This is a genomic window from Actinoalloteichus fjordicus, from assembly GCF_001941625.1.
GTDB lineage: Bacteria > Actinomycetota > Actinomycetes > Mycobacteriales > Pseudonocardiaceae > Actinoalloteichus_A > Actinoalloteichus_A fjordicus.
Genome location: NZ_CP016076.1, coordinates 5,175,907 through 5,196,797 on the forward strand (window position 1 = coordinate 5,175,907; position 20,891 = coordinate 5,196,797).

Sequence of the window (20,891 nt, forward strand, 5' to 3'; positions counted from 1 at the left end):
TGGTCCGGCTGCGAGTGGGATACGGGTGAGGTCGATGTGGCTGTCCGGCAGGTTGGTGCGATTACGGCCGATGGAGCCCCATGAGGTCGAGTCGCTGTGGCGCTGGAACCAGGACTCCGAGGTGATGCGGTGGCTGACCGCTCGCTACCCCGAGTCGCTGGCTCAGGCGCAGGAGCGGGCGGCCGCCCGGCCGAGCAACGACTACTCCTTCCTGCTGCTCGGCATCGAGGTGATCGCCGACTCCGCGCTCGTCGGGGTCGCGATGCTGGTGGACGGCAGGCCGGAGACCGGTCGCGCCGAGTTGAACATCTATCTCGGCGAGCGTGACCGTTGGAACTGCGGCTACGGCACCGAGGCCGCGCGGCTGCTCTGTCGCTACGGGTTCGACCAGATGCGGCTGCACGCCGTCGAGTTGTCCGTCGTCGCGGAGAACGAGTCGGCACGACACGTCTACCGCAAGCTCGGCTTCGTCGAAGAGGGTCGGATTCGCGACGGATTCCGCCGGGACGGCCGCTGGCACGACATGATCCTGATGGGCCTGCTCGAGGGCGAGCTGCGCGACGAGGAACAGGCGAGCGGCGCCGAGGGCGGACCTCGCCGAGGCCGTCCGCGCTGAACGACACCGCGACACCGCGACGGCTGCGGCGGCAGCGCGCACGGCCGACGTGCCGAGCGGGTCTCGTCGAGGTCCGGGTCTCGGCCCTGCCGGGTACTGCCGCCTGCGGACTCCGCTCGGGTGCCGCCGTCGCCTGCGTCGGAGCGGCGACGCCGACGAGTCGCGGCGCGGCAGGCCTGCTCCACGAGGTGCCACTCGGCCGCGCCGCGCAGTTGATCGAGTCCCGGCGCGACGGCACCGGCCTGCCGACGGCCCCGGCGGCCCGTTCACAGCCCACAGCCGGACCGGAGCGGCCGGTCTGCACGCCGACCGGCTCCGACGCCGAACCTGATCAGATGCCCCTTTAGAGCCTGTCTGTGGTCCCCCTGGAGTCGTGAGCGGGGATCAGCGTGGCTGAGCTGACAGGCGGAGGAAAGAGGCATAACGAAAGTGATGTCGACTGACGACAACGCCGCAGATCGCCGCGCCTGCCCCGCGCAACAGGACAGTGGGGATCACAGACAGGCGCTCAGGCCGCACGGCCCATCGCGGCACCGACCAGGACCAGCCGAAGCGCCCGCTCGGTGGCGTCGGTGATCAGCTCGGCTGCCCTGGCAATCGCCTCGGAGAGCTCGACCGGTGCGGCGAGGATGCCCGCGAAGGCGTCGATCCCGGCCGCATAGTTGTCCCTGGCACCCCGCCCGATGGTGCCCGCCAGCGCGATCACCGGCCTGCCGTACGGCTTGGCCCGGCGCGCGACCTCGGACGGCACCTTTCCGTGCGGCGTCTGGAAGTCGATCGCGCCCTCGGCGGTGATGATCAGGTCCGCCGTGGCCAGCGCCGCGTCGAGGTCGACGTGGTCGAGCATCACCTCGAACCGGGGTCGCAGCCGCGCGCCGAGGACACCGGCGAGCCCCGCTCCCAGACCGCCGGAGGCGCCGCTGCCCGCCACCCTGCCGAGTTCTGTTCCGCAGTGCTCGGCCAGCACGGCCGCCCACCGATCCATCGCGGCGGCCAGCTGCGCGGTCTGCTCGGCGTCGGCGCCCTTCTGCGGTCCGAAGACCCGTGCCACGCCCGCCGGTCCGGTGAGCAGGTTGTGCGGGTTGCAGGCCAGCACCATGCCGGTGTCCGCGAGGCGCGGGTCCATCCTGCCGATGTCGATCCGATGCACCCCGGTCAGCGCGGCTCCGCCCGGTCGGATCGACTCGCCCCGGACATCGGTGAGTTCGACGCCGAGGGCTTGTAAGGCGCCTGCTCCCCCGTCGCAGGTCCCGGAGTCACCGCAGCCGACGAGGATGCGACGACAGCCGTGATCGAGGGCGGCGAGGATCAGCTCGCCGACGCCCCGCGTGGTGGTGCGGCCCGGGTCGCGGAATGCGGGCGGTACGAGGCGCAGTCCTGCGGCGGCGGCCATCTCCACCACGCCCGTCCGCTCCCCGGGGCCGCCCAGGATGGCGATGTGGGCGTCGACGGGTGTGCCGAGCGGACCGGTGACCGTCACCGGGATCATCTCGCCGCCCGTCACCCGCGCAAGGGTCCGCGCCGAGCCCTCACCGCCGTCGACCAGCGGGATCGAGTCGATGACCGCGTCGGGCACGACGCGGCGAACGCCTGCCGCGATGGCCTCGGCGACCGATTCGGCGTCGAGGGACTCCTTGAATCCGCTGGGGGCCACGACGATGCGCAGCGGCGCGGCGGTGCTGATGGCGATCATGAGACGTCTCCTTGCGGGGGTGGGTGAGATGTGTGGGTCCGGCCGTCGGGGCGGCCGGAGGAGGGGAGTCACCTCGCCGGGAACGTCACCGGGCGGCGCGACTCGACGAGGGAATGCGATGGACCGTCTGGCCACGGCGCCTGATCACCGCGCGACCGCACGGCCGCCGACCGCACGGCCGATCACCGCAGCGGGAGGCCGAGGTACGGCCAGCCGAACCAGGCGAAGCCGATCACCAGCGCTGCCAGCAGCGGGGCGAGGAAGACCGACAGCCGCAGCAGGTCGCGGCGGCCGTAGCCGGGGACGTCGCCCAGGTCGGCGAACATCGCCACCGGCTTCGCCGACGACGGCAGCGTGTGGCAGAACCCGGCGGCCGCCGTGGAGGCGAAGGCGACGGCGGCCGGGTTCAGACCGAAGACCACGGCGGCGGGCAGCAGCAACGGGATGAGCACGGAGGATCTCGCCGATCGCGACTGCAGCACCAGATGAGCGGCGGTGCTGAGCGCCACCACGGCCACCAGGAAGCCCGCCGCCGATGCCTCGTCGGCGGCGATGCCGCTCAGCAGGACGGTCATCAGCCAGTCGGCCGCGCCGGAGTCGAGCAGCGCGCCGCCGAGCACCGCCGTCGCGGCCATGAACATCAACAGCGACCAGGGCACCGAACGCAGGGCTGCGGTCAGCGACACGGTGCCGATGCCGGGAGCGGCGACGGCGAGCGCTCCGATCAGTGCGATCACGGCGGGTTCCACCCCGTGCCAGGTCTCGGTGCACCAGGCGACGGCGACCAGACCGACGAGCACCAGCACGTACTTCGCCCGGCGGTCCGGTCGCATCCGGTCCGGTCCGATCGATCCCGCTCCGCGTTGTTCGACGAGATCGGCTCGGCGGACGACGAGCCGCTCCCGCCGATCGGCCCGCCTGGTCATCAGTAACAGCACCAGTTCGGCCGCGAGATGGGAGCTGAGCACCGCGAGCGGCAGGCCCGCCAGCAGCCAGGCGCCGAAGCCGATGCCGCTGCCCGTCGCGGTGCGCAAGACCTCGACGGTGATCAGGTGTGCCCCTGCTCCGGTGAGCGTCGCCACCGCCGACAGCAGGATCACCGTGGGGATCAGCAGCGCCAACGCCCGTACCACCCGCTCCCGTCCGGACAGGGTTCGCGCGACCGCGAGGAACACCGGCAGTGCCAGGGCCGCCCGCCCGGAGGTGGCGGGCACCAGCAGTGCGCTGCCCACCAGGGCGGCGGTGAGCAGATGCACCAGCCCGCGCACCGTCCTGGCCCTGGTCAGCAGCGCCACGGCGAGGCGTTCTGGCAGTCCGGCAGCCGTGAGGCCTGCCGCCAGTACGAACGCGGCGATCAGCAGCCAGATCACGTCGCCGCCCAACGAGCCGAACAGCTCGTCGGCGGTCAACACGCCGATCAACGTGAGGGTCAGCGCGGCGGCCAGCGCCACGAAGGTGTCGTCCCAGCGCGTGCACGTCCAGGCCAGAACGGCACCCGCGAACACCACCAGGGTGACCCTGCCCTCGGCGGGCAGTCCGGCGTCCGGGCCGGGAAGCACCGTGTAGAGCACGGTCAGCGTGATCGCGCCTGCGACCGGGACCAGCAGACCGACGAGGCGCACACCGCTCGCCCGCCGTGTCGACGCAGCCGTCGGGGTGCGCCTCGTCGCGGCGTTCCCGCTCGTCGCCGTGGTGGTGGTTCTGGACCGTGGAGACACTCTCGACGTCGCGGCGGCCGGAAAGGCGCCCGCGCGACCTGCCACCGGTCTCGGCGGCGGGGTGGTCGCGTAGACGGTGAGCGGAGGCTCCCGGTCGGTGTCGAGTTCGGTCACGTTGACCAGCATCTGTCCGCAGACTGATGTCAGGGTGAACGGATCATGAAGGAGTTCTCATGTGCGGCGCGACGGTCCAGGCGCCGCACAGGACTCGTCTGCCGGGCAGGACGCGGACGCGCCGTCCGCTGGTCACCTCGGTCGAGGCGGCCTGCGGCACGGCAGCGCACCAGAGGGGAGCGGGCGGCCCGAGGCGGGCCGGGCCTGCCGGGCGCACGAGCGGGGTTCACGGGCCGCCCGCGCTTAGTGAAAGCGGTAGCCCATGCCTCGGACCGTGACGATGCGATCGGCCCCGAGTTTGCGTCGCAGGGTCCGCACGTAGACGTCCACCACGTTCGAGCCGGGGTCGAAGTCGTAACCCCAGACGTGCGACAGGATCTGCTCACGGGCCAACACCTGGCCCGCATGGCGAAGGAACAACTCCAGCAGCGCGAACTCTCTGGCGGTCAGGTCCACCAGCCTGCCCGGCAGCCGTGCCCGCCGCGTGCGCAGGTCCAGCGAGAGATCACCCGCGTGCAGCACCGACAGGTCCGGCACCCGATCGACCGACCGCACCCGCAGCCGCACCCGCGCGAGGAGTTCCTCGAAGCGGAACGGCTTGGTCATGTAGTCGTCGGCGCCGCCCTCCAGACCGGCGACGGTGTCGTGCACCGAGTCGCGGGCGGTCAGGATGATCACCGGAAGGGTGATCCGGCCGCGTCGCAGTGCTCGCAGTACTTCGAAGCCGTCCCGACCGGGCAGGCCGATGTCGAGCACCATCAGGTCGTGGTTGCCCGAGCTCGCACTCGCGAGCGCCGCCTCGCCGTCGCCGACGACGGTGGTGACGAATCCGTTGGCCCGCAGGCCCTTGTCGATGAACGCGGCGATGCGTGCCTCGTCCTCGGCGATCAGCACGCGGGTCATGTCCGGCCTCCCTCGTCGTGGTGTCCGTCGACGCCGTCCTCCTCGGCGGGCCTGGCGGGCAGGGCCAGTCCGAACGTGGCGCCCTCCCCCGGCCGGGAGACCAGATGGGCCCGGCCGTGATGTGCGTCGGCGATCGCCGTCACGATCGCCAGCCCCAGCCCGGCGCCACCGACCCGTCCCTCGCCCGGCCCTCGGGAGAACCGGCGGAAGATCCGCTCGGCGTCCTCCGGACGCACGCCGGGACCGGTGTCGGTGATCCAGAACGAGGCGGTGTCCTCGGTGAGGGCCGAGCCGAATCGGACGATGTCACCCGGTCCGCTGTGCGAGACGGCGTTCTGCGCCAGTTGCAGGACCGCCTGGGTGACACGCTGCGGGTCCAGCCAGGCCTCCCCCTCACCGATCGCCTCCAGATGCCAGCGCCGATCGGCCAGGCTGCGCAGCTTGATGTCGATGTCACTGCTCAGCTCGGGCACCGACACCCAGGCAGGCGTCACGAAGTCGGGCTGTTCGGATCTGGCCAGCAGCAACAGGTCGTCCACCATCCGAGACATCCGATCGAGCTCGTCGGTGCAGACGCGGATCGCCTCCGCCCGCTCGGCGGGATCATCGCCCAACAGCTCCAGGTGCCCGCGCACGATGGTGATGGGCGTGCGTAGTTCGTGACTCGCGTCGTCGAGGAACTCTCGCTGGGTGCGGAACGCCCGTTCCAGCCGGTCGAGCATCGCGTTGAACTGCTCGGTGAGGGCGGCGATGTCGTCCCGACCGTGCACCGGCAGCCGATGGGTGAGGTCCCGCTCGGTGAGAGCGGCGGCGGCGAGTCGGACCTGTCGTACCGGAGCGAGGATCTGCCCGGCGACCAGCCAGCACACCCCCGCACCCGAGAGCAGCGCGCCCGCGCCGACCAGCGTCAGCGCCCGCAGCGTGTCATCGGCCTGTCTGCGGGAGGGCTCGACGAGGTATCCGGTGACGAACCAGGCCGCCGCCGCCTCGGACTCGGCGGCGTCGACGGGCAGGGTCCCGACCTTCGCCCACCGCAGCTCGCCCTCCTCGGTGACGGCGGTCCCCGATGCGGCGGGGTCCTCGACGACGGAGCGCAGCAGTTCGTCGGACAGGGCGACGTCGCGGACCGACTCGTGCGGCTGCTTCACCGCGTCGAGCCCGCCGGGGGCGTCGACGATGCCGATCAGCGTCTCGTACTCGTCGGGATACTGGGCGCCGAGATAGAGGTCCAGCAGTTCGGCAGGGTCCGTGACGACGGCGCCCGCCCGATCCCGCCCGACGGCGGCGAAGGCGGCGTACTCCTGGGACTCCTGGTTCAGGACGCGCATCACCCGCTGGTCGATGTCGTTGAGCAGCAGCTGCCGGACGACCAGGACGATGGTGATCAGTCCGGAGGCCATCACCAGGACCAGCCAGGCCATGATCCGCACCCGCGCCGAGGGCCCGCGCCTGCGGGCCGCCGAGGCGGGCGGCACCGCTGCGGGCTCGGCGCCCCGAGGGTCGCCGTCGGGCCGGGCCGCCTCGGCGGGTGAATCCGCCGCGCCTGCGAAGCCGGGACCGGGGCCCGCCGAGGCCGGAATGTCGTCCGGCACCGGCCCGACGGTTCGAGTCCCGCCGGGCCGGACGGGCTCAGTCATCGTCATCGTCGTCGTCATCGTCGTCGTCGGAGTCCGGCCGATCGTCGTCATCGTCGTCGGCGTCCACCGGGGGTGGCGGCGGCAGTCGCGTCGGCCCTGGCTCGTCGGGGCCGCCCGACGCATCATCATCGTCGGGGCCGCCCGACGCATCATCACCGTCTGCGGAACCCGGCGCATCGTCGGCATCCGACGAGCCCGCGTCATCGTCTTCGGGCGGCGCGGGCCGCTCACCCGACCCGCCCTCGGGTGCCGACTCGGCGGCGGCGCTCGGCGACGAGTACGACTCGCCGATCCGCACGACGTGCGGGTGGGGCGGCGGTTCGGTCGGGCGGTCGAGCAGGCTGATGGTCGCGACCGCACACAACGGCAACGCGAGGGCGGCGACCAGGGAGAGCACCGTGGAGGAGCGGCTCATGGCCTGGACTCTCTCAGATCGCGAACACCCGCGACTGAAGCCGACATGAAGAGTTCTTCATCTTCGCGGTTCAGCAGGCACGGTCGACCGCACCGTGGACGGCGTCGGACTCCCGCTACGCAGGACGACGGCCCCGTCCGCCACGACGCTCGGGCGGCGGCCCGCCATGATCCAGGGAACGACGAGATCCGTCACCGCACGCCGGGCGTCCACCAGCAGCCGATGGCCGTGGTCGGGGAAGGTCACCGTCACACAGTCAGAGAGCAGCCTCGGCAGCAGCTGCGCCCGGTCGGCGATCTCCGACCGGGCGCCGTACAGGCCGAGCACCGGAATCGGGAAGTCGGCCAGCTCCCGCTCACTCAGCAACGGCCCGGCAGGCACGTCGGCGACCAGCGTCGTGTCTCGCACCAGGGCGCGCATCGCCTCGGCCTGTCGCAGGCCGACCCGGCCGCGACCCGCGCCGAGCCGCTCGACGGCGTCGGGGGCCGTCATCTCCGTCGCCATGTCGTGCAGCACCCGCGCCATCCACCCCGACCAGGACTCGGTGGGCGGCTCGGTCTCCACGGCCGTCACCGACACCACCCGCCTCGGGTGGGCCGTCGCGTAATGGAAGACCACCGTCCCGCCGAAGGAGTTGCCGACGAGCTGGACCGGGCGATTCTGCCAGCCGAGGTGGGCGATCACCGCTGCGAGATCGGCGCCGAAGTCGTCCAGGCGATACCCGGTGGGCGGCCGCTCGCTGTTCCCGTGGCCACGCAGGTCGTACATGGCGACCTCGGCACCGGCCCGGACCAGTGGTGAGCCGATCGTCAGGTAGTAGCTGGCCAGGCTGTCGACCCCCATGCCGTGCACGCAGACCACCGCGGGCTGCTCCGGCCGGGGTTCGGCAGGTGAGAGCAGTTCCAGATTGCAGCGCAGGCCGCTCAGCACGGCAACGGCCATCAGGTCGCCGCCGCCGCGAGCCTGCGCACGATGTACTCGACCAACGAGCCGACCGTCAACGCCGACGTGTCGGCCAGCCTGCCTTCGACGACCAGGTCGACGAAGTTCACTCGCGTCTCGTACACCGTCGTGAGCCGGGCGAACACCGTGACCAGATCCACGCTGGAGAGGGCCAGATCCTCGCGGAGGTCGGTCGTCATGGTGATCTCGTCGATCTCGGGGTCGATCCGGGGGCAGGCCTGGATGATGCCCGAGATCACCTCGGCCAGCACCTGATCCGCGTCGACGGCGAGGTGTCCCGTCATGTCTTCTCCTTCACTGTCCAGGCGACCACATAGCGTGGCGCTGTCTCGAGTTGTCGATCCGTGCCGGATTCGTCGATCATCGCGGTGCGTACGCGATATCTGCGCGAGGCAGGCTGGTGCTGGTCGATGCCCGCAGCGTCCGCTCCCGCACGCGGGCGGTCGTCACCTGCGGGCTCACCACTTGCGGGCTCGTCGGCTGCGATCTCACGGTCACGGCGGTCGCCGTCCAGGCCGCCCACCGTCACCTCCAGGTCGCCGTCCGGCCGGGTCCGCACCGCGAACCGACGAGGACCGCCGGTCAGGCCGGTGCCCTCGGCCTTGGCCACGGCCTCCTTCGCGGTCCAGAACCGGGTGAACCACACCTCCGCCGACTCGCCGGTCAGCCCGACGAGATCCGCGAGCAGTCCGCGTTCGACGGGGTCCAGAGCCAGTTCGACGGTCGCATCGGATCGCGGCAGTACCTGCTCCACGTCGATGCCGACCTGCGTGTCGCCCGGCTCGGCGATGGCGACCGCGATCGTGCCGCTGTGGGCGAGGGAGAGCGACAGCTCCGGCAGCGTCAGGCCGTGCAGTCCCGTCACGTACGGCCTGCCGCTCGCCTCATTGGCCACTCGGATCTCGGCGGGGAACACCCCGTCGGTGCCGACGGCCCGCAGCCGGTGTCGCACCGCGTCCTTCGCCGCCACCCTGCCGAGCAGCCACTGCCTCCTGACCCGCAGGGGCCGCTCCAGGTACTCCGCCCGTTCCTCGGCGTTGAGGACGCCGCCGAGCACCATCTGCCGGGTGGGCAGATCCGACCACTGCTCACGCAGCAGCACCCAGCCGCCCGGACGCGGTTCGGAGAGCAGGTCCCGCTGCGGATTGCGCAGGTACTCCAGGGTCCGTCGATTGTCCGCGAAGACCCGATTTCGCCAGCCGATGATCTCGACGATCAGCTTGCCCGCCACCGTGAGGCGCAGATCCGCGACGGACTCGGTCTCGCTGATCGAGGTCAACTGGGCGATGCAGTCGACCCTGGTACCCGGAGCGGGGAACGGCGCGTGGTAGCGGATCGAGTCCGCAGCCATCGGAAGGGTATGCCGACTCACCGTCGGACTCTGCTGAATCCAATAGCCGAGCAGCTGGGCCGCGCTGTCCAGCAGTACCCCCGGCACGTCAGAAGCGGTGAGCACCCCCCTGATGTGACGCTCGCCGACCGCCAGGATCTCGCTGACCTTGGCGAAGACCGGTCCGTGGAACATCAGCCGTTCGGTGTAGAGCTGCTCGGCGCGATGCCAGGGCTCCGACTCCGCCGGAGAGCGCAGCGTCATCGGCGGTGTCGCTGCGGGGTAGTCGTCGGCGACGGTGACGACCGCCTCGGCGTGACCGCTGACCTCCACGCGATAGCGATCAGTCTCCAGCGCGGTCGCGACGAGCTGCACGTCGGTCGGTGGTGCTGCGTTGATCAGTCGTCGCAGCCGCAGCCCGCTCACCTCGACGACCTGGCGGCCGGGACAGGCCTGCCGGACGAAGTCGACGATGTGCGCCACGATCCCGGTGGCGGGCAGGACCGACTGTCGATCGCGGTCGTCCGGCCAGCCGGGACGCTGCCGGTAGAAGCAGTGATCCCGGAGATGCGGCATCGTCTCGGTGGACACCGTCAGCATCGCGGTGATGTCGGTGCCGCCCTGCGCCGCCCGAGCCTGCGCCGTGGTCGCCACCAGACCGGTCTCGCGGGCGAGGGCCTCGGCGGCGCCCGGCGGCTGCCCAGTCGGCTCCTGCTCACTCGGCGACGGCGGCAGCGGCGGCAGGAGGGTCGGGGCGGCGGACGGGGTCGCGGTGGCCACCGGAGCCCCGATCGCCGGATGCTGCCCCGGAGCAGGCGAGCGGACGACTCCGTCCACACCGGAAGAGTCGGTGGCAGGCGCCCCGGCCGCGACCGAGGAGAGTGCACCGGGACTCGACGACGTCGCCGAGGCACCGGCCTGCGGTTGCTCCGGTGCCGAGCCGATCGGGACGGCGGAGGCCGCAGCCACCGGTCGGTCGTGGCTCAGGGAGTCGAGCACGGACGCGGCCCACTCCGCAGACTGCTCGATCTCACCGAGCAGGGCGGTCAACTCCGTCGCGGAGGCCGTCGTTCCCGCCGGTCGACCGCCGATGCCCGCCGCAGTACCGATGCCTGCCGCAGTACCGATGTCCGCCGCACTGCCCGCGTGAGGAAGAACAGCCCGGTCGAAGAGGTCGCGAATGGCGGCCCGGCCCTCGGCCCGCAGTACCAACGGCTCCGGACCCAGCGCGAGCGGCACCGGAGCGAGGGAACGGGTCGACGACGGCGGTGTGTCCGTCACGGGCCTGCGCGCCGTCGGATAGCCGTCTGCCCAGAGCGCGGCCAGTACCCGGCGGAGCTGTGGCTCGGCGTCCCGACCCTTCTGCGCAGCGGAGATCGCGAGATGTTCGCGTTCGCCCAGGATGTCGTCGACCAGCGCAGGCACCTGTCCCATTCCCGGCTGCACGAACGCCCGAACGCCTGCCGCGTACATCGCCTCCACCAGCTCGGTGAAGCGAACGGCCTCGACGAGGTGCCGGATGATCAGCTCTCTCGTCTGCTCGGTCTCGGCGGGGAACGGTGCGGCGAGCGTGGCCGACCACACCTCGACACTGGCGGGGCGCAGCGTCGCCTGATCGACGTAGGCCTTCAGGCGTTCCGCCAGCGGCGCGAACATCGGGGTGTGTGCACCGGTCCGAAACGGCAGTGCCCAGGCGATGAGTCCACGATCGCGGCAGGCGGCCAGGAACGGCTCGACGTCCTGGGCCGGGCCGCACACGATGGTCTGCCGAGGGCTGTTGTCATGCGAGATCACCAGACCGGGATAGGCCTCGATCAGCGTGCGGACCTCGCCGACCGGTTCGCCGACCAGGACGAACGTCAGGTCCATGAGCGTGATGTCATCGCGCTGGACGGCCTCGACCAGCGACGCGGTCGCATCCTCGCCGATCACCCCGGCGCTGGACATGGCGTTCCATTCGCCGAGGCTGTGACCGGCGATCGCGTCCGGCACCACCCCCTCGGCACGCAGGCCTCGATCCAGCTCTCGGCCTGCGCCGAGGATCTCGAGCATGCGGGACATCGGAGTGGACGTCTCGGTTTCGAAGCCGGTCTCCGTCTCGCTGTCCAGGCCGGGGAAGACGAAGGCGAGCCGCCCGGAGCAGGCTGGCCCGAGCAGCGGTGTCGGAGCGAACCAGATGTCGTTGCGGCCCCGCCAGGCCCGGTCTGCCGCGATCACCCGGCGGGCGAAGGCCAGTCGTCTCGGTGTGGGGTCGACGATCGCCAGCCTGCACGGTCCGCCTGCCGACGTCTCGGCCTCCGGTGACAGCCCGACGCGCAGCACCTCGGCGTCGTCGGCCTCGAAGAGTCGCGCCATGGCGGCCGGATCCGAGGCGACGAGCCGCAGGGTCCGCTCGCCCGCTCCGGCGTCCTGGGTGCGCGTGATCGCGGCGAACCCGGACCGGCCGACCGAATCCGCCTCCTGCTCCAAGACGACGTGGGCGTTGATTCCGCCGAAGCCGAAGGCGTTGACCGCGGCCCGACGTGGCACGCCTGCGGGCGACTCCCAGGGACGTGCCTCCGCCAGGGGTCGGAACCGGGTCGCGGCGAGGTCGGGATGCGGCTGGTCGCAGTGCAGGGTAGGCAGCTGAACCCCGTGATGCACGGCCAGCGCGGCCTTGACCAGTCCCGCGACCCCGGCGGCAGGCATGGTGTGGCCGATCATCGACTTCACCGAGCCGATGACCGCCGGATCGCCCGCAGCGGGGCCGAAGACCTCGGCGAGGGTGCCGATCTCGACCGTGTCGCCGACGGGGGTCGCCGTGCCGTGGGCCTCCAACAGGCCGATCGAGTGCGGCGAACTCGGATCGATCCCCGCTTCGCGCCACGCCTGGCGGACGGCGCGCGCCTGGCCCGCGATGGTGGGGTTGACCAGACTGGACGACCGGCCGTCGCTGGCCAGGCCGGTGCCTCGGATCACCGCGTACACCCGGTCGCCGTCCCGGCGGGCGTCGGCGAGGCGCTTGAGCACCACGACCCCGGTGCCCTCCCCGATCAGCGTGCCGTCGGCCCGCCGGTCGAAGGGCCGGATGTGCTCGCTCGACGACAGGGCCTGCATCTGGGTGAAGACACTCCAGAACGCGATGTGGTGCGAGTGGTGGGAGCCCCCGGCGAGCATCAGATCGCAGCGGTGCCGCTGCAGCTCGCCGACGGCGTGGTCAACGGCGATCAGCGACGAGGCGCACGCGCCGTCGACGATGTAGGCGGGTCCCCGCAGATCCAGTCGGTTCGCGACGCGGGAGGCCATCAGGTTGGAGACCACCCCGATCGCGTTCTCCGGTTGCTCCGGACGCTGGCCTGCTCGAACATGGCGTGTCAGCTCGGACACCGCGACGTCGTCGAGCTCGGGGAAGATCTCGCGCATCATCGACGCGAACTGCGCGGGTCTGGTGATCCGGTCGCTGCGGTCGGTCTGCCTCGTGGACACATAGCCGCCGCGACCGAGGACCACGCCCACACGATCCCGATCCGGCAGCGCCCCTTCACCGCCCGCGTCGGTGATCGCGTCGGCGGCGACGCTGAGCACGATCAGATGATCGGGCTCGGTGTCGGCCACCGACATCGGCGTGATTCCGAAGCGGGAGACGTCGATCTCGGCGAGGTCGTCGATGAAGCCGCCCCGCCTGCAGTACATGGCGTCGGGGCGGGTCCGGCCGACGGCGGCGGGGTCGTAATAGTCCTCGCCCCAGCGGCCCGGCCGGACCAGGCTCGTCGCGTCGACTCCGTCGACCAGGTTGCGCCAATAGGCGTCCAGGTTCCCGGCCTGCGGGAAGAGCACGGCCATGCCCACGATCGCGACGCCGTCCGCCGAGAGCGTCACGGATTGACCCAGCCCTGCGGCGCGTACAAGACCGAGCGAGCGGTGGGGTCGCCCCACAGCAGTTCACGGGTCAGCGCGTCGACACCCGCGTCCGGGTCGATCATGTCCAGCCCCTGACGCGCGAACTCGCGACCAAGCTCGTCGGAGACCATCCCCCGATGCACGCCGTCGGGCACCCACGGTCCCCAGTGGACGGTGATCGTCCTGGCACCCGTCCGCACCGCATAGGCGTTGCCGAGGGCCTCCAACGCGTCGTTGCCCGCCGCGTAGGCCGCCTGGCCGCGATTGCCCAGCACGGCGGAGATGCTGCCGAACAGCACCACGAACCTCGGTGACCTCGGCAGCGTCGCGAGCGAGGACAACAGCGTCGAGGCGCCGGACACCTTCGTGTCGTACACCCGCCGGAACGCGGCGCCGTCGGTGTGGGCCAGCAGCCGGTCCTCGATGGTGCCCGCGCCGAACACGACGCCGTCGATGCGGCCGTGCCGGGTGTACAGCTCCTTCACCAGCTGGTGCACCGACTCCGGGTCGAGGACGTCGAGCTGGTGGTAGGACACGTCCGCCGAGGAGCGGCGCAGCTCCGTGAGCGTCGCGTCGACCTCGCGTCGGGCCAGCACCGCCCTGGCCGCCGCGTCCACCTCCGCCGGGGAGCCCACGGTGCCGCTGGAGGCCAGTGCGGCCCGTAGCCCGGGGAGGTCCGTGACGCCCGCCGTCGCGGCGGACTCCGGCGTCGTCGACAGCGCGGTGCGGCCTGCGAGGTGCACCTTCGCCCCGCCCGCGGCGAGCGCGGTCGCCGAGCGGGCGGTGATGCCCCGGCCGCCGCCGACGACCAGCAGGACGGCGTCGTCGTCGAGGCCGAGCAGCCGGGCCTCTCGCCTCGCGTCCGCGCCCGGCCCCGCTCCCGTCGTCGCGACCAGTCCGAGGTCGGCCCGGATGGGCAGCTGCGCCCGGCGGGTCGATCCGTCGAGCCGGATGACCGGCGGGTCCGTGCGGCGTTCGCCCAGCAGCTCGGTGAGCACCGAGGCCGCGATCTGCGCCGGGTCGGCGGCGGACGCGAACTCGATCAGCCGGACGACGGTCTCGGGGTACTCCCGATCCACGGTGCGCATCAGGCCTCGCAGCCCCGCCGCATTGACCGTGGCCGTCCGGTCGTCGTCATCGGCATGACTCAGCAGCGCGAACCACTTCGGCGGCCGGGCCAGCGCGGCCTTGACCGGACCGAACAGATCGGGGAGCACGGGATCGCCGATGTCCACCGCGTCCAGTCGGATCACTCCGTCGGCAGGCGGCTCCCCGTCGGGCATCCGACCGCCCGCCGTCCCCAGGAACACCGAGCACCCGTGCCGTTCCAGCAGGCCGTGCAGCTCGGTTCGCACCGCACCGGGCGCGCCGAAGACCGCGAACCGGGCGCCCGCCAAGGCCTGCGGATCGACCTCGGTGAGCGAGGCCAGCTCGACGGCGCCCCACACGTGCCGCACCGGCTCCCGGCCGGACGGAGTGGTCTCGATCGGCCGAGCGGCACTCCGATCGTCGCTCGTCGAGACGCCGTCGGCAGGGTGTCCGACCAGCGGGGTGCGGTCCTCGAGCGTGTCCGGGGCCGTCGGGCTCGCCGCGACCATCGACCGCCGTTGCGGATCAGTGATCGCGATGTATCCGGCAGGCGAGGAGTCGCCCGATCCGGCGGGGTCGAACGCGGCGGGGTCGAAGCCGGTGCGACGAGACGTGGCGAGGTCTGCTCCTTCCGGGGCTGCGCCCGTCGAGGGCTCGCGAGACGCGGACCCTCCGGTGATCGCCGGTTCGGTACCCGCCGGTTCGGGGCTCACCGAGCCGGCCTCGCCGTCTCGGCGCCGGGTCAGCCAGGCCGCGATCGCGACCGTCGTCCTGGCCTTGGCGAGTTCGTCGACGTCCTCCTCCGGCAGCGCGTCGACGTCGAGGCCGAGCCGGGCGATCAGCTCGCCCGCGATCTCGGTCCGCTTGATCGAGTCGATGCTGAAGTCGGCCTCCAGGTCGAGGTCCGGATCGATCAGATCCACCGGATAGCCGGTCCGCTCGCTGATCACCGTCAGCACCAGCGCATGGACGTCGACCGACGCGGGCGGCACCACCGGCTCGGTCGCGGGCACGGCGGCCGCCGGGACGACCGCCGTGAGCGGGGCCGAGGGAGCGACCTGCGCCTGCCCGACGGCGGAGACGACAGCGGCGGGACCGGCCTCCGCCGTCCCGACGGCGGCGGGAGCGGCGGCGACCGAGGCGCTGCCGACCGGTGCAGCAACGATCACGGGCGGAGCCCAGGTGACGCTCGGCGGTGCGGCCGGTCCGGCAGCCGAGCCTGCCCCGAGATAGGTCATCAGCACGTCGCGCTGCGCGGCGAGCATCTCCCGGCTCGACCTGAGGAAGTCGGTGACGAGCCGCTCGGCATCGCCTCGGGGTGCTGGGTCGCGTTGGATGGTGATGACGTCCTCCTGGATACGTCGGGCCGGTCGAAGCCCGTCGGGAAGGTGCGCGCCCTCGATCGTGCGGACCGAACGCCCGTCCACGGCCCAGCCGGGGCGCTGCGGCGGGACGTCACTCGTGGTCCCGGCTCCGGGCCCGATGAGCGTTCGGAGGTTCGCGGCGACCGCGCGGTCGCCCGCCCGCGCACCCCGCACCGCAGCGGCGGGCGTGATGACGCGGGCACCACGCCCGGCGGTCAGCCCGGCGGCGCGCACCGGGACGCCCGCCACGGCGAGCCGGGCCAGCAGGACGAGGAAGCCGCCGAGGCCGGGGCGCGAGTCCGCACCGGACGCCGCCAGATGCGGTCGGTCACCCAGCACCGCCGCCGTCAGACGGGTGAGGACGGTGCCCGGCCCTGCCTCGACGAAGACTCGGGCGCCTGCCTCGTACATCGCCTCGATCTGGTCCGCGAAGCGCACCGGGGCCGCGAGCTGCGCGGCGAGTTCCGCGCCCACCCGGGCGGGGTCCGCCGGGTAGCGGTCCGCGGTGCGGTTCGACCAGACGGGAAGCTCCGCCCGCCCGAACCGCCGATCAGCCAGCGCCGCGCCGAATGCGCGACTCGCCGGGTCCATCAGCGGGCTGTGAAACGCGCAGGCGACCGGGATTCGCCGGGCGCCGAGTCCTGCACCGCGCAGCGCGACGACGGCCTCCCCGATCGCCGAGGCCGGACCGGAGACGACGGTCTGGGCCGGGGCGTTGTGATTGGCCACCACGACCTGCCCGGCGAGGGCGGCCGCCTCGAGCACCGAGGCCGTCTCCGCCGGACCCGCCGACACCGCCGCCATCGCCCCCTCGACGTCGCGGGCGGCGTCGGAAACCGCCTCGGCCCGCTGCCGGGTCACCGTCACCAGGTCGTCCGGGCTGAGCACCCCGGCGACGCACAACGCGACCAGCTCGCCGTAGCTGTGGCCCGCGACCATCGTCGGGACGACGTCGACGCGCTGGAGAAGTTCGGCGACGAGCAGTCCCGTGCCGCCGAGGGCCTGCTGCGCCACGGTCGTGTCGGTGACGGCCGCGCGCTGGGCCTGTTCGACGGCCTCGGTCAACGGCGCGGGCGGGTAGACGACGCAGGCGCCGTCGGGCACGCCGCGCAGATGACGATGCAGTTCGGGGAAGGCGATGAGCAGCGCGGCCAGCATGCCGGGACGCTGACTGCCCTGTCCGGGGAAGAGCAGCGCCACCTCCGGCGGCGGGCCGGTGCGCCCGAGTTCCGTGGCGCGGAACAGTCCCGAGGCAGGGTCGTCCTCGCCCGCCGAGGCCCGCCCGACCAACTCGGCCAGCTCGTCGAGGTCCGAGGCGACCAGCGCGAGGCCGACCGGACGATCGTGCTCGTCCTGCCAGGCGGCGGCGGTGGCCGCGAGGTCCCGCAGGCTCCACGGCCTGCCCGCCCGATCGTTGACCTCGAGGTGCTCCCGCAGCCGCGTCAGCACGCGCTGCAGCCCGGCCTCGTCCGCGGCCCGGAAGAGGAACAGCTCGGCGGGCCACTCCGCACGGCCGGAGGCGGGCGGCGGCCCCAGCGGATCGGCACGCAGGACCGCATGGAAGTTGATCCCGCCGAAACCGGAGGCACTGACCGCGCCCGCCCGCTCGGCGGCGGGAACGGGCCACGGCCTGGCCCGGCCGCTCAGGGTGAAGGGGCTCGTCTCGGGGTCGTAGGCGACGTTGGGGCTGCGCACATGGAGGGTGGGCGGCAGCACTCCGGTGTGCAGGGCCAGCGCCGTCTTGACCAGGCCCGCGAGACCGGCCGCGCACTTGGTGTGCCCGATCTGCGACTTGACCGAGCCGAGCGCGGTGCCGCCCACCCGTGCGCCCGCCGCACCGAAGACTGCGGTCAACGACGTGAGCTCCGCCGCGTCGCCCGCCACCGTGCCGGTGCCGTGCGCCTCGATCATGCCGACCTCGGCGGGGGACATCCCCGCCTGGGTGTAGGCCCGTCGCAGCGCCCGCTGCTGACCTTCCGCCCTGGGTGCGGTCAGCCCGAGCGCACGGCCGTCGCTGGCGCTGCCGACGCCCTTGATCACGGCGTAGACCCGGTCGCCGTCGCGGCGGGCGTCGGCCAGCCTCTTGAGCGCGACGCAGGCCGCGCCCTCCCCCAGCACGATGCCGTCGGCGGTGCTGTCGAAGGACCGGCATCGGCCGGTCGGCGACAACGCGCCCACCGAGGAGAACATCAGATAGTCGGAGATGCCGTTGTGCACGTCGACCCCGCCGCACAACACCACGTTGCTGGTGCCCTCGACCAGTTCCTTGCAGGCGACGTCGAGCGCGGCGAGCGAGGAGGCACAGGCGGCGTCGACGGTGTAGTTCATCCCGCCGAGGTTCAGGCGGTTGGCGATGCGCCCGGAGACGATGTTGGCCAGCCCGCCGGGGAACGAGTCGCCGGTGAGGCGCGGCAGCGCGGCGTCGAGTTCGGCAGGGACGTCGGCGAGATAGGCGGGCAGCAGCGACCGCATCGCGAGGGCGCTGCCCAGGTCGCCGCCCGCCTGGACGCCGAAGACCACCGAGGTCCTCCCCCGGTCGAAGTCCCGGTCGCCGAAGGCGTCGACCAGCGCGGCCTCGGCGACCGTCAACGCCAGCAGCTGGGCGGGGTCGATGCTGGCCAGGGCGGCGGGCGGGATGCCGTGCCGGATGGCATCGAAGGGGACGGGCGGCAGGAAGCCGCCCCATTTGGAGACCGAGCGGCCGTCGCCGACCACGGCGTCGGATCGGTGGAACAGCGCAGGGTCCCAACGATCGTCGGGCACCTCGACTACCGAGTCCCGCCCCTCCAGCAGATTCACCCAGAATCGATCGAGGTCGGGGGCGTCGGGGAAGACGCAGCCCATGCCGACGACGGCGATGTCCAGCGGTCGGGCTGTCTCGGTCTCCGACGGCTCGGCACCGGCCGAGAGGCAGGCGGCGCGCTCCCGGCGGAACTCCTCGGCGCCCGAGGTCACCGCCTCGTGCAGGTCGGCCATCGTCGTCGGCTCGGAGCGCAGGACGGCGGCCTGACCCGCCATGAACAGTCCGTCGCGGAGCTGTTCGTCGGCGTCGACGCGGGTGAGGCCCTCCGCCGTCCGGCGGACGCTCTTGGCCGCGATGCGCAGTCGACCGACGTTGAGCCCCTCCAGCTCCGCCCAGATCTGCCGCTCCGGCACGCCCTCGGCGACGAGCCGAGAACGCACGGCCCCGAACTCCTCGGCGAACGGCGTCGCCAGCGCGCGGGTCACATGGCCGGGAGCGGACTCCAGCAGCTCGGTGCCCTCGGCCACGAGCACCTGCTGCTGGAAGACCGGGGTGACGGCGCCGTGGGTCACCGCCTCCTCGGTGCACAGGTAGGCGGTGCCCATCAGCACGCCGACCTCCACACCCAGCGAGGTCAGCGGGGCGGCCAGCGCGGCCACCATGGCGGCGGATCGGTCGTCGTGCACCCCGCCCGCGAAGAGCACCGCGATGTCGGCGGCCTGCGCCACGCCCGCGCGGAGCTGATCGAGCAGCACGCCGACCTGCGCCTCCCACAGCGGGAAGCTGTTGCGCGGTCCGATGTGTCCGCCGCACTCGGCACCCTCGAACACGAACCGCCGGAGGCCTCGGCCGAGGTACTGCGTCAACAGCGTCGGCGAGGGGACGTGGACGAAGGCGCGGACGCCCGCCTCCTCCAGCGCGGCGGCCTGCGAGGGCCTGCCGCCCGCGATGATCGCGTGGGTGGGCCTGATCTCCCTGATCACGTCGAACTGGGCCGTGCGGACCTCGTCGGGGACGAATCCCAGGACGCCGACCCCCCACGGCCGATCGCCGAGGGCGTCCCTGGTCTGTTCCAGCAGCGCCCGGCTCCGCTCCCGGTCGGCCAGGGCCAACGCCACGAAGGGCAGCGCGCCGTTGGCTGCGACGGCGCCAGCGAAGCCCGCCTGATCGCTGACCCTGGTCATCGGCCCCTGGGCGATCGGCAGTCGGGTGCCGAAGGCGCCGTCCTCGTAGGAGACCCGGGCGGGCGGCGGCTCGACGGCGGCCTCCATCGTGGCGGCGAGCACCGCACGAACGGCCGTGCCGACGTCGCCGTAGCGCTCGGCGAACACCGAGGCCAGCCCACCGTCCTGACCGATCGGGAGCGAGTCCGGCGGCGGCGAGGCGAGCCGAGGAGCAGCCGAGGACGAGGCCTCGGACTCCCGCAGGGGGCCGGGCGCGGAGCAGGCGGCCGGTAGATCGACCGCTGCCGGGTCGTCCACTGCCGAGGCGGAGTCGACCGGCGGCGCCTCGACGGGCCGGGTCGGCTCGACGGCGGCGTTCCGTCCCGCACCGGGCGGCGCGAGCGAAGCGGGCAGGAAACGATGTCCTGCCCGGTACACCGACTCGGAGCCGTCCAGCCGCCGCAGCCGCGCGGCGACCGATGCCGACGTCTCGGCCTCCGCGAGCAGGGCGAGCTGGACGTCCAGCACCACCCCCGCCGCGCCTGCGGTGAGCGCGGCGGCGGCGGTGCGCGGGCCGATCCCGCCGCAGATCCACAGCGGCAGGCGGAGATCCGGCTCGGCCAGCAGCCGTTGCAGGAGGATGAGGGAGCTCAGCTCCCCCACCCGGCCGCCCGACTCGTTGCCCCGCAGCACCAGGCCGTTCGCGCCCGCCCACGCGGCGCGACGTGCCTCGGCGATGTCGGTGACCTCGACCAGCAGCCTCGGTACCGCCCCGCAGGCCGGGAGCCGGTCCAGCGCGGGCAGATCGGCGATCACGAGGTCGACGCCCACGAGCATCTCGGCGTCCAGCACCGTCTCCGACGACACCCGGACGCCCCATGGGCCTGCGGCCCAGTCTCTGGCCTTGGCCAGCGCCGTCCGCGCCCGGCCGACCCCGGCGCCGAGGTCGAGCACTCCGACACCCCCGGCCCGGCTCACGGCGCTCACCAGTCGCGCGCTGGGTGCGCCGAGTGGAGTGACCCCGATGATCGCTGCGTCGTCGAGCACTGTTCTGACCCCCGCCGTCCGGCGATTCTGCACTTCCCGGCGCGAGACCCGGGCGAGCAACGGCTCCGCACCCGGCGGCACCGGATTCCCGCCGGATATACCCGGCGGTTCAGCAAAGTACTCGACGTCAGATTCGGAACACAAAATTCTACGCCAGCCACCACTCCATCGAGTGATAGTTCGTGATTTTGAGTGATATAACCCCCCTCTTCCTCGG

The 20,891-nt window shown here is 72.6% G+C and carries 10 protein-coding genes; 1 reads left to right on the forward strand and 9 read right to left on the reverse strand.

Features of this window, described 5'->3' with window-relative positions; translation table 11 throughout:
* Positions 1-34 precede the first annotated feature (34 nt).
* Positions 35-616 carry a GNAT family N-acetyltransferase gene (locus tag UA74_RS21855; protein WP_075744089.1) on the forward strand — a complete coding sequence of 194 codons (582 nt, stop codon included), beginning with the start codon at positions 35-37 and terminating at the stop codon, positions 614-616.
* Positions 617-1,124: 508 nt separating this feature from the next.
* On the opposite strand, the gene UA74_RS21860 is transcribed toward UA74_RS21855, so the two are convergent.
* The 9 genes from UA74_RS21860 to UA74_RS21900 form a co-directional block, all read right to left on the reverse strand.
* Positions 1,125-2,309 (reverse strand): glycerate kinase family protein, encoded by a 1,185-nt coding sequence (locus UA74_RS21860; RefSeq protein WP_075765322.1) that lies wholly within the window; start codon positions 2,307-2,309, stop codon positions 1,125-1,127.
* Positions 2,310-2,491: 182 nt separating this feature from the next.
* Positions 2,492-4,153: an SLC13 family permease gene (locus tag UA74_RS21865; RefSeq protein WP_083683475.1), complete on the reverse strand. Its 1,662-nt coding sequence runs from the start codon at positions 4,151-4,153 to the stop codon at positions 2,492-2,494.
* A gap of 231 nt (positions 4,154-4,384) precedes the next feature.
* Complete coding sequence (locus UA74_RS21870) at positions 4,385-5,044, reverse strand: response regulator transcription factor (RefSeq protein WP_075765324.1); 660 nt, start codon at positions 5,042-5,044, stop codon at positions 4,385-4,387.
* On the reverse strand, positions 5,041-6,687 hold the full coding sequence (locus UA74_RS21875; RefSeq protein ID WP_232237365.1) for a sensor histidine kinase: 1,647 nt from the start codon (positions 6,685-6,687) through the stop codon (positions 5,041-5,043). The genes UA74_RS21870 and UA74_RS21875 overlap by 4 nt, the downstream gene beginning before the upstream one ends.
* On the reverse strand, positions 6,674-7,096 hold the full coding sequence (locus UA74_RS21880; RefSeq protein ID WP_075765326.1) for a hypothetical protein: 423 nt from the start codon (positions 7,094-7,096) through the stop codon (positions 6,674-6,676). Before UA74_RS21880 ends, UA74_RS21875 begins: the two co-directional genes overlap by 14 nt.
* 57 nt (positions 7,097-7,153) lie before the next feature.
* A complete protein-coding gene (locus UA74_RS21885; protein ID WP_075741923.1) occupies positions 7,154-8,038 on the reverse strand; it encodes an alpha/beta fold hydrolase in 885 nt (294 codons plus the stop codon).
* A complete protein-coding gene (locus tag UA74_RS21890; RefSeq protein ID WP_075741924.1) occupies positions 8,038-8,343 on the reverse strand; it encodes an acyl carrier protein in 306 nt (101 codons plus the stop codon). Before UA74_RS21890 ends, UA74_RS21885 begins: the two co-directional genes overlap by 1 nt.
* Positions 8,340-13,247, reverse strand: coding sequence for a type I polyketide synthase (locus UA74_RS21895; RefSeq protein WP_157442308.1), 4,908 nt, complete (start codon positions 13,245-13,247; stop codon positions 8,340-8,342). The genes UA74_RS21890 and UA74_RS21895 overlap by 4 nt, the downstream gene beginning before the upstream one ends.
* Positions 13,244-20,674, reverse strand: a complete 7,431-nt coding sequence (locus UA74_RS21900; RefSeq protein WP_075765330.1) for a type I polyketide synthase — start codon at positions 20,672-20,674, stop codon at positions 13,244-13,246. The genes UA74_RS21895 and UA74_RS21900 overlap by 4 nt, the downstream gene beginning before the upstream one ends.
* Positions 20,675-20,891: the final 217 nt, after the last annotated feature.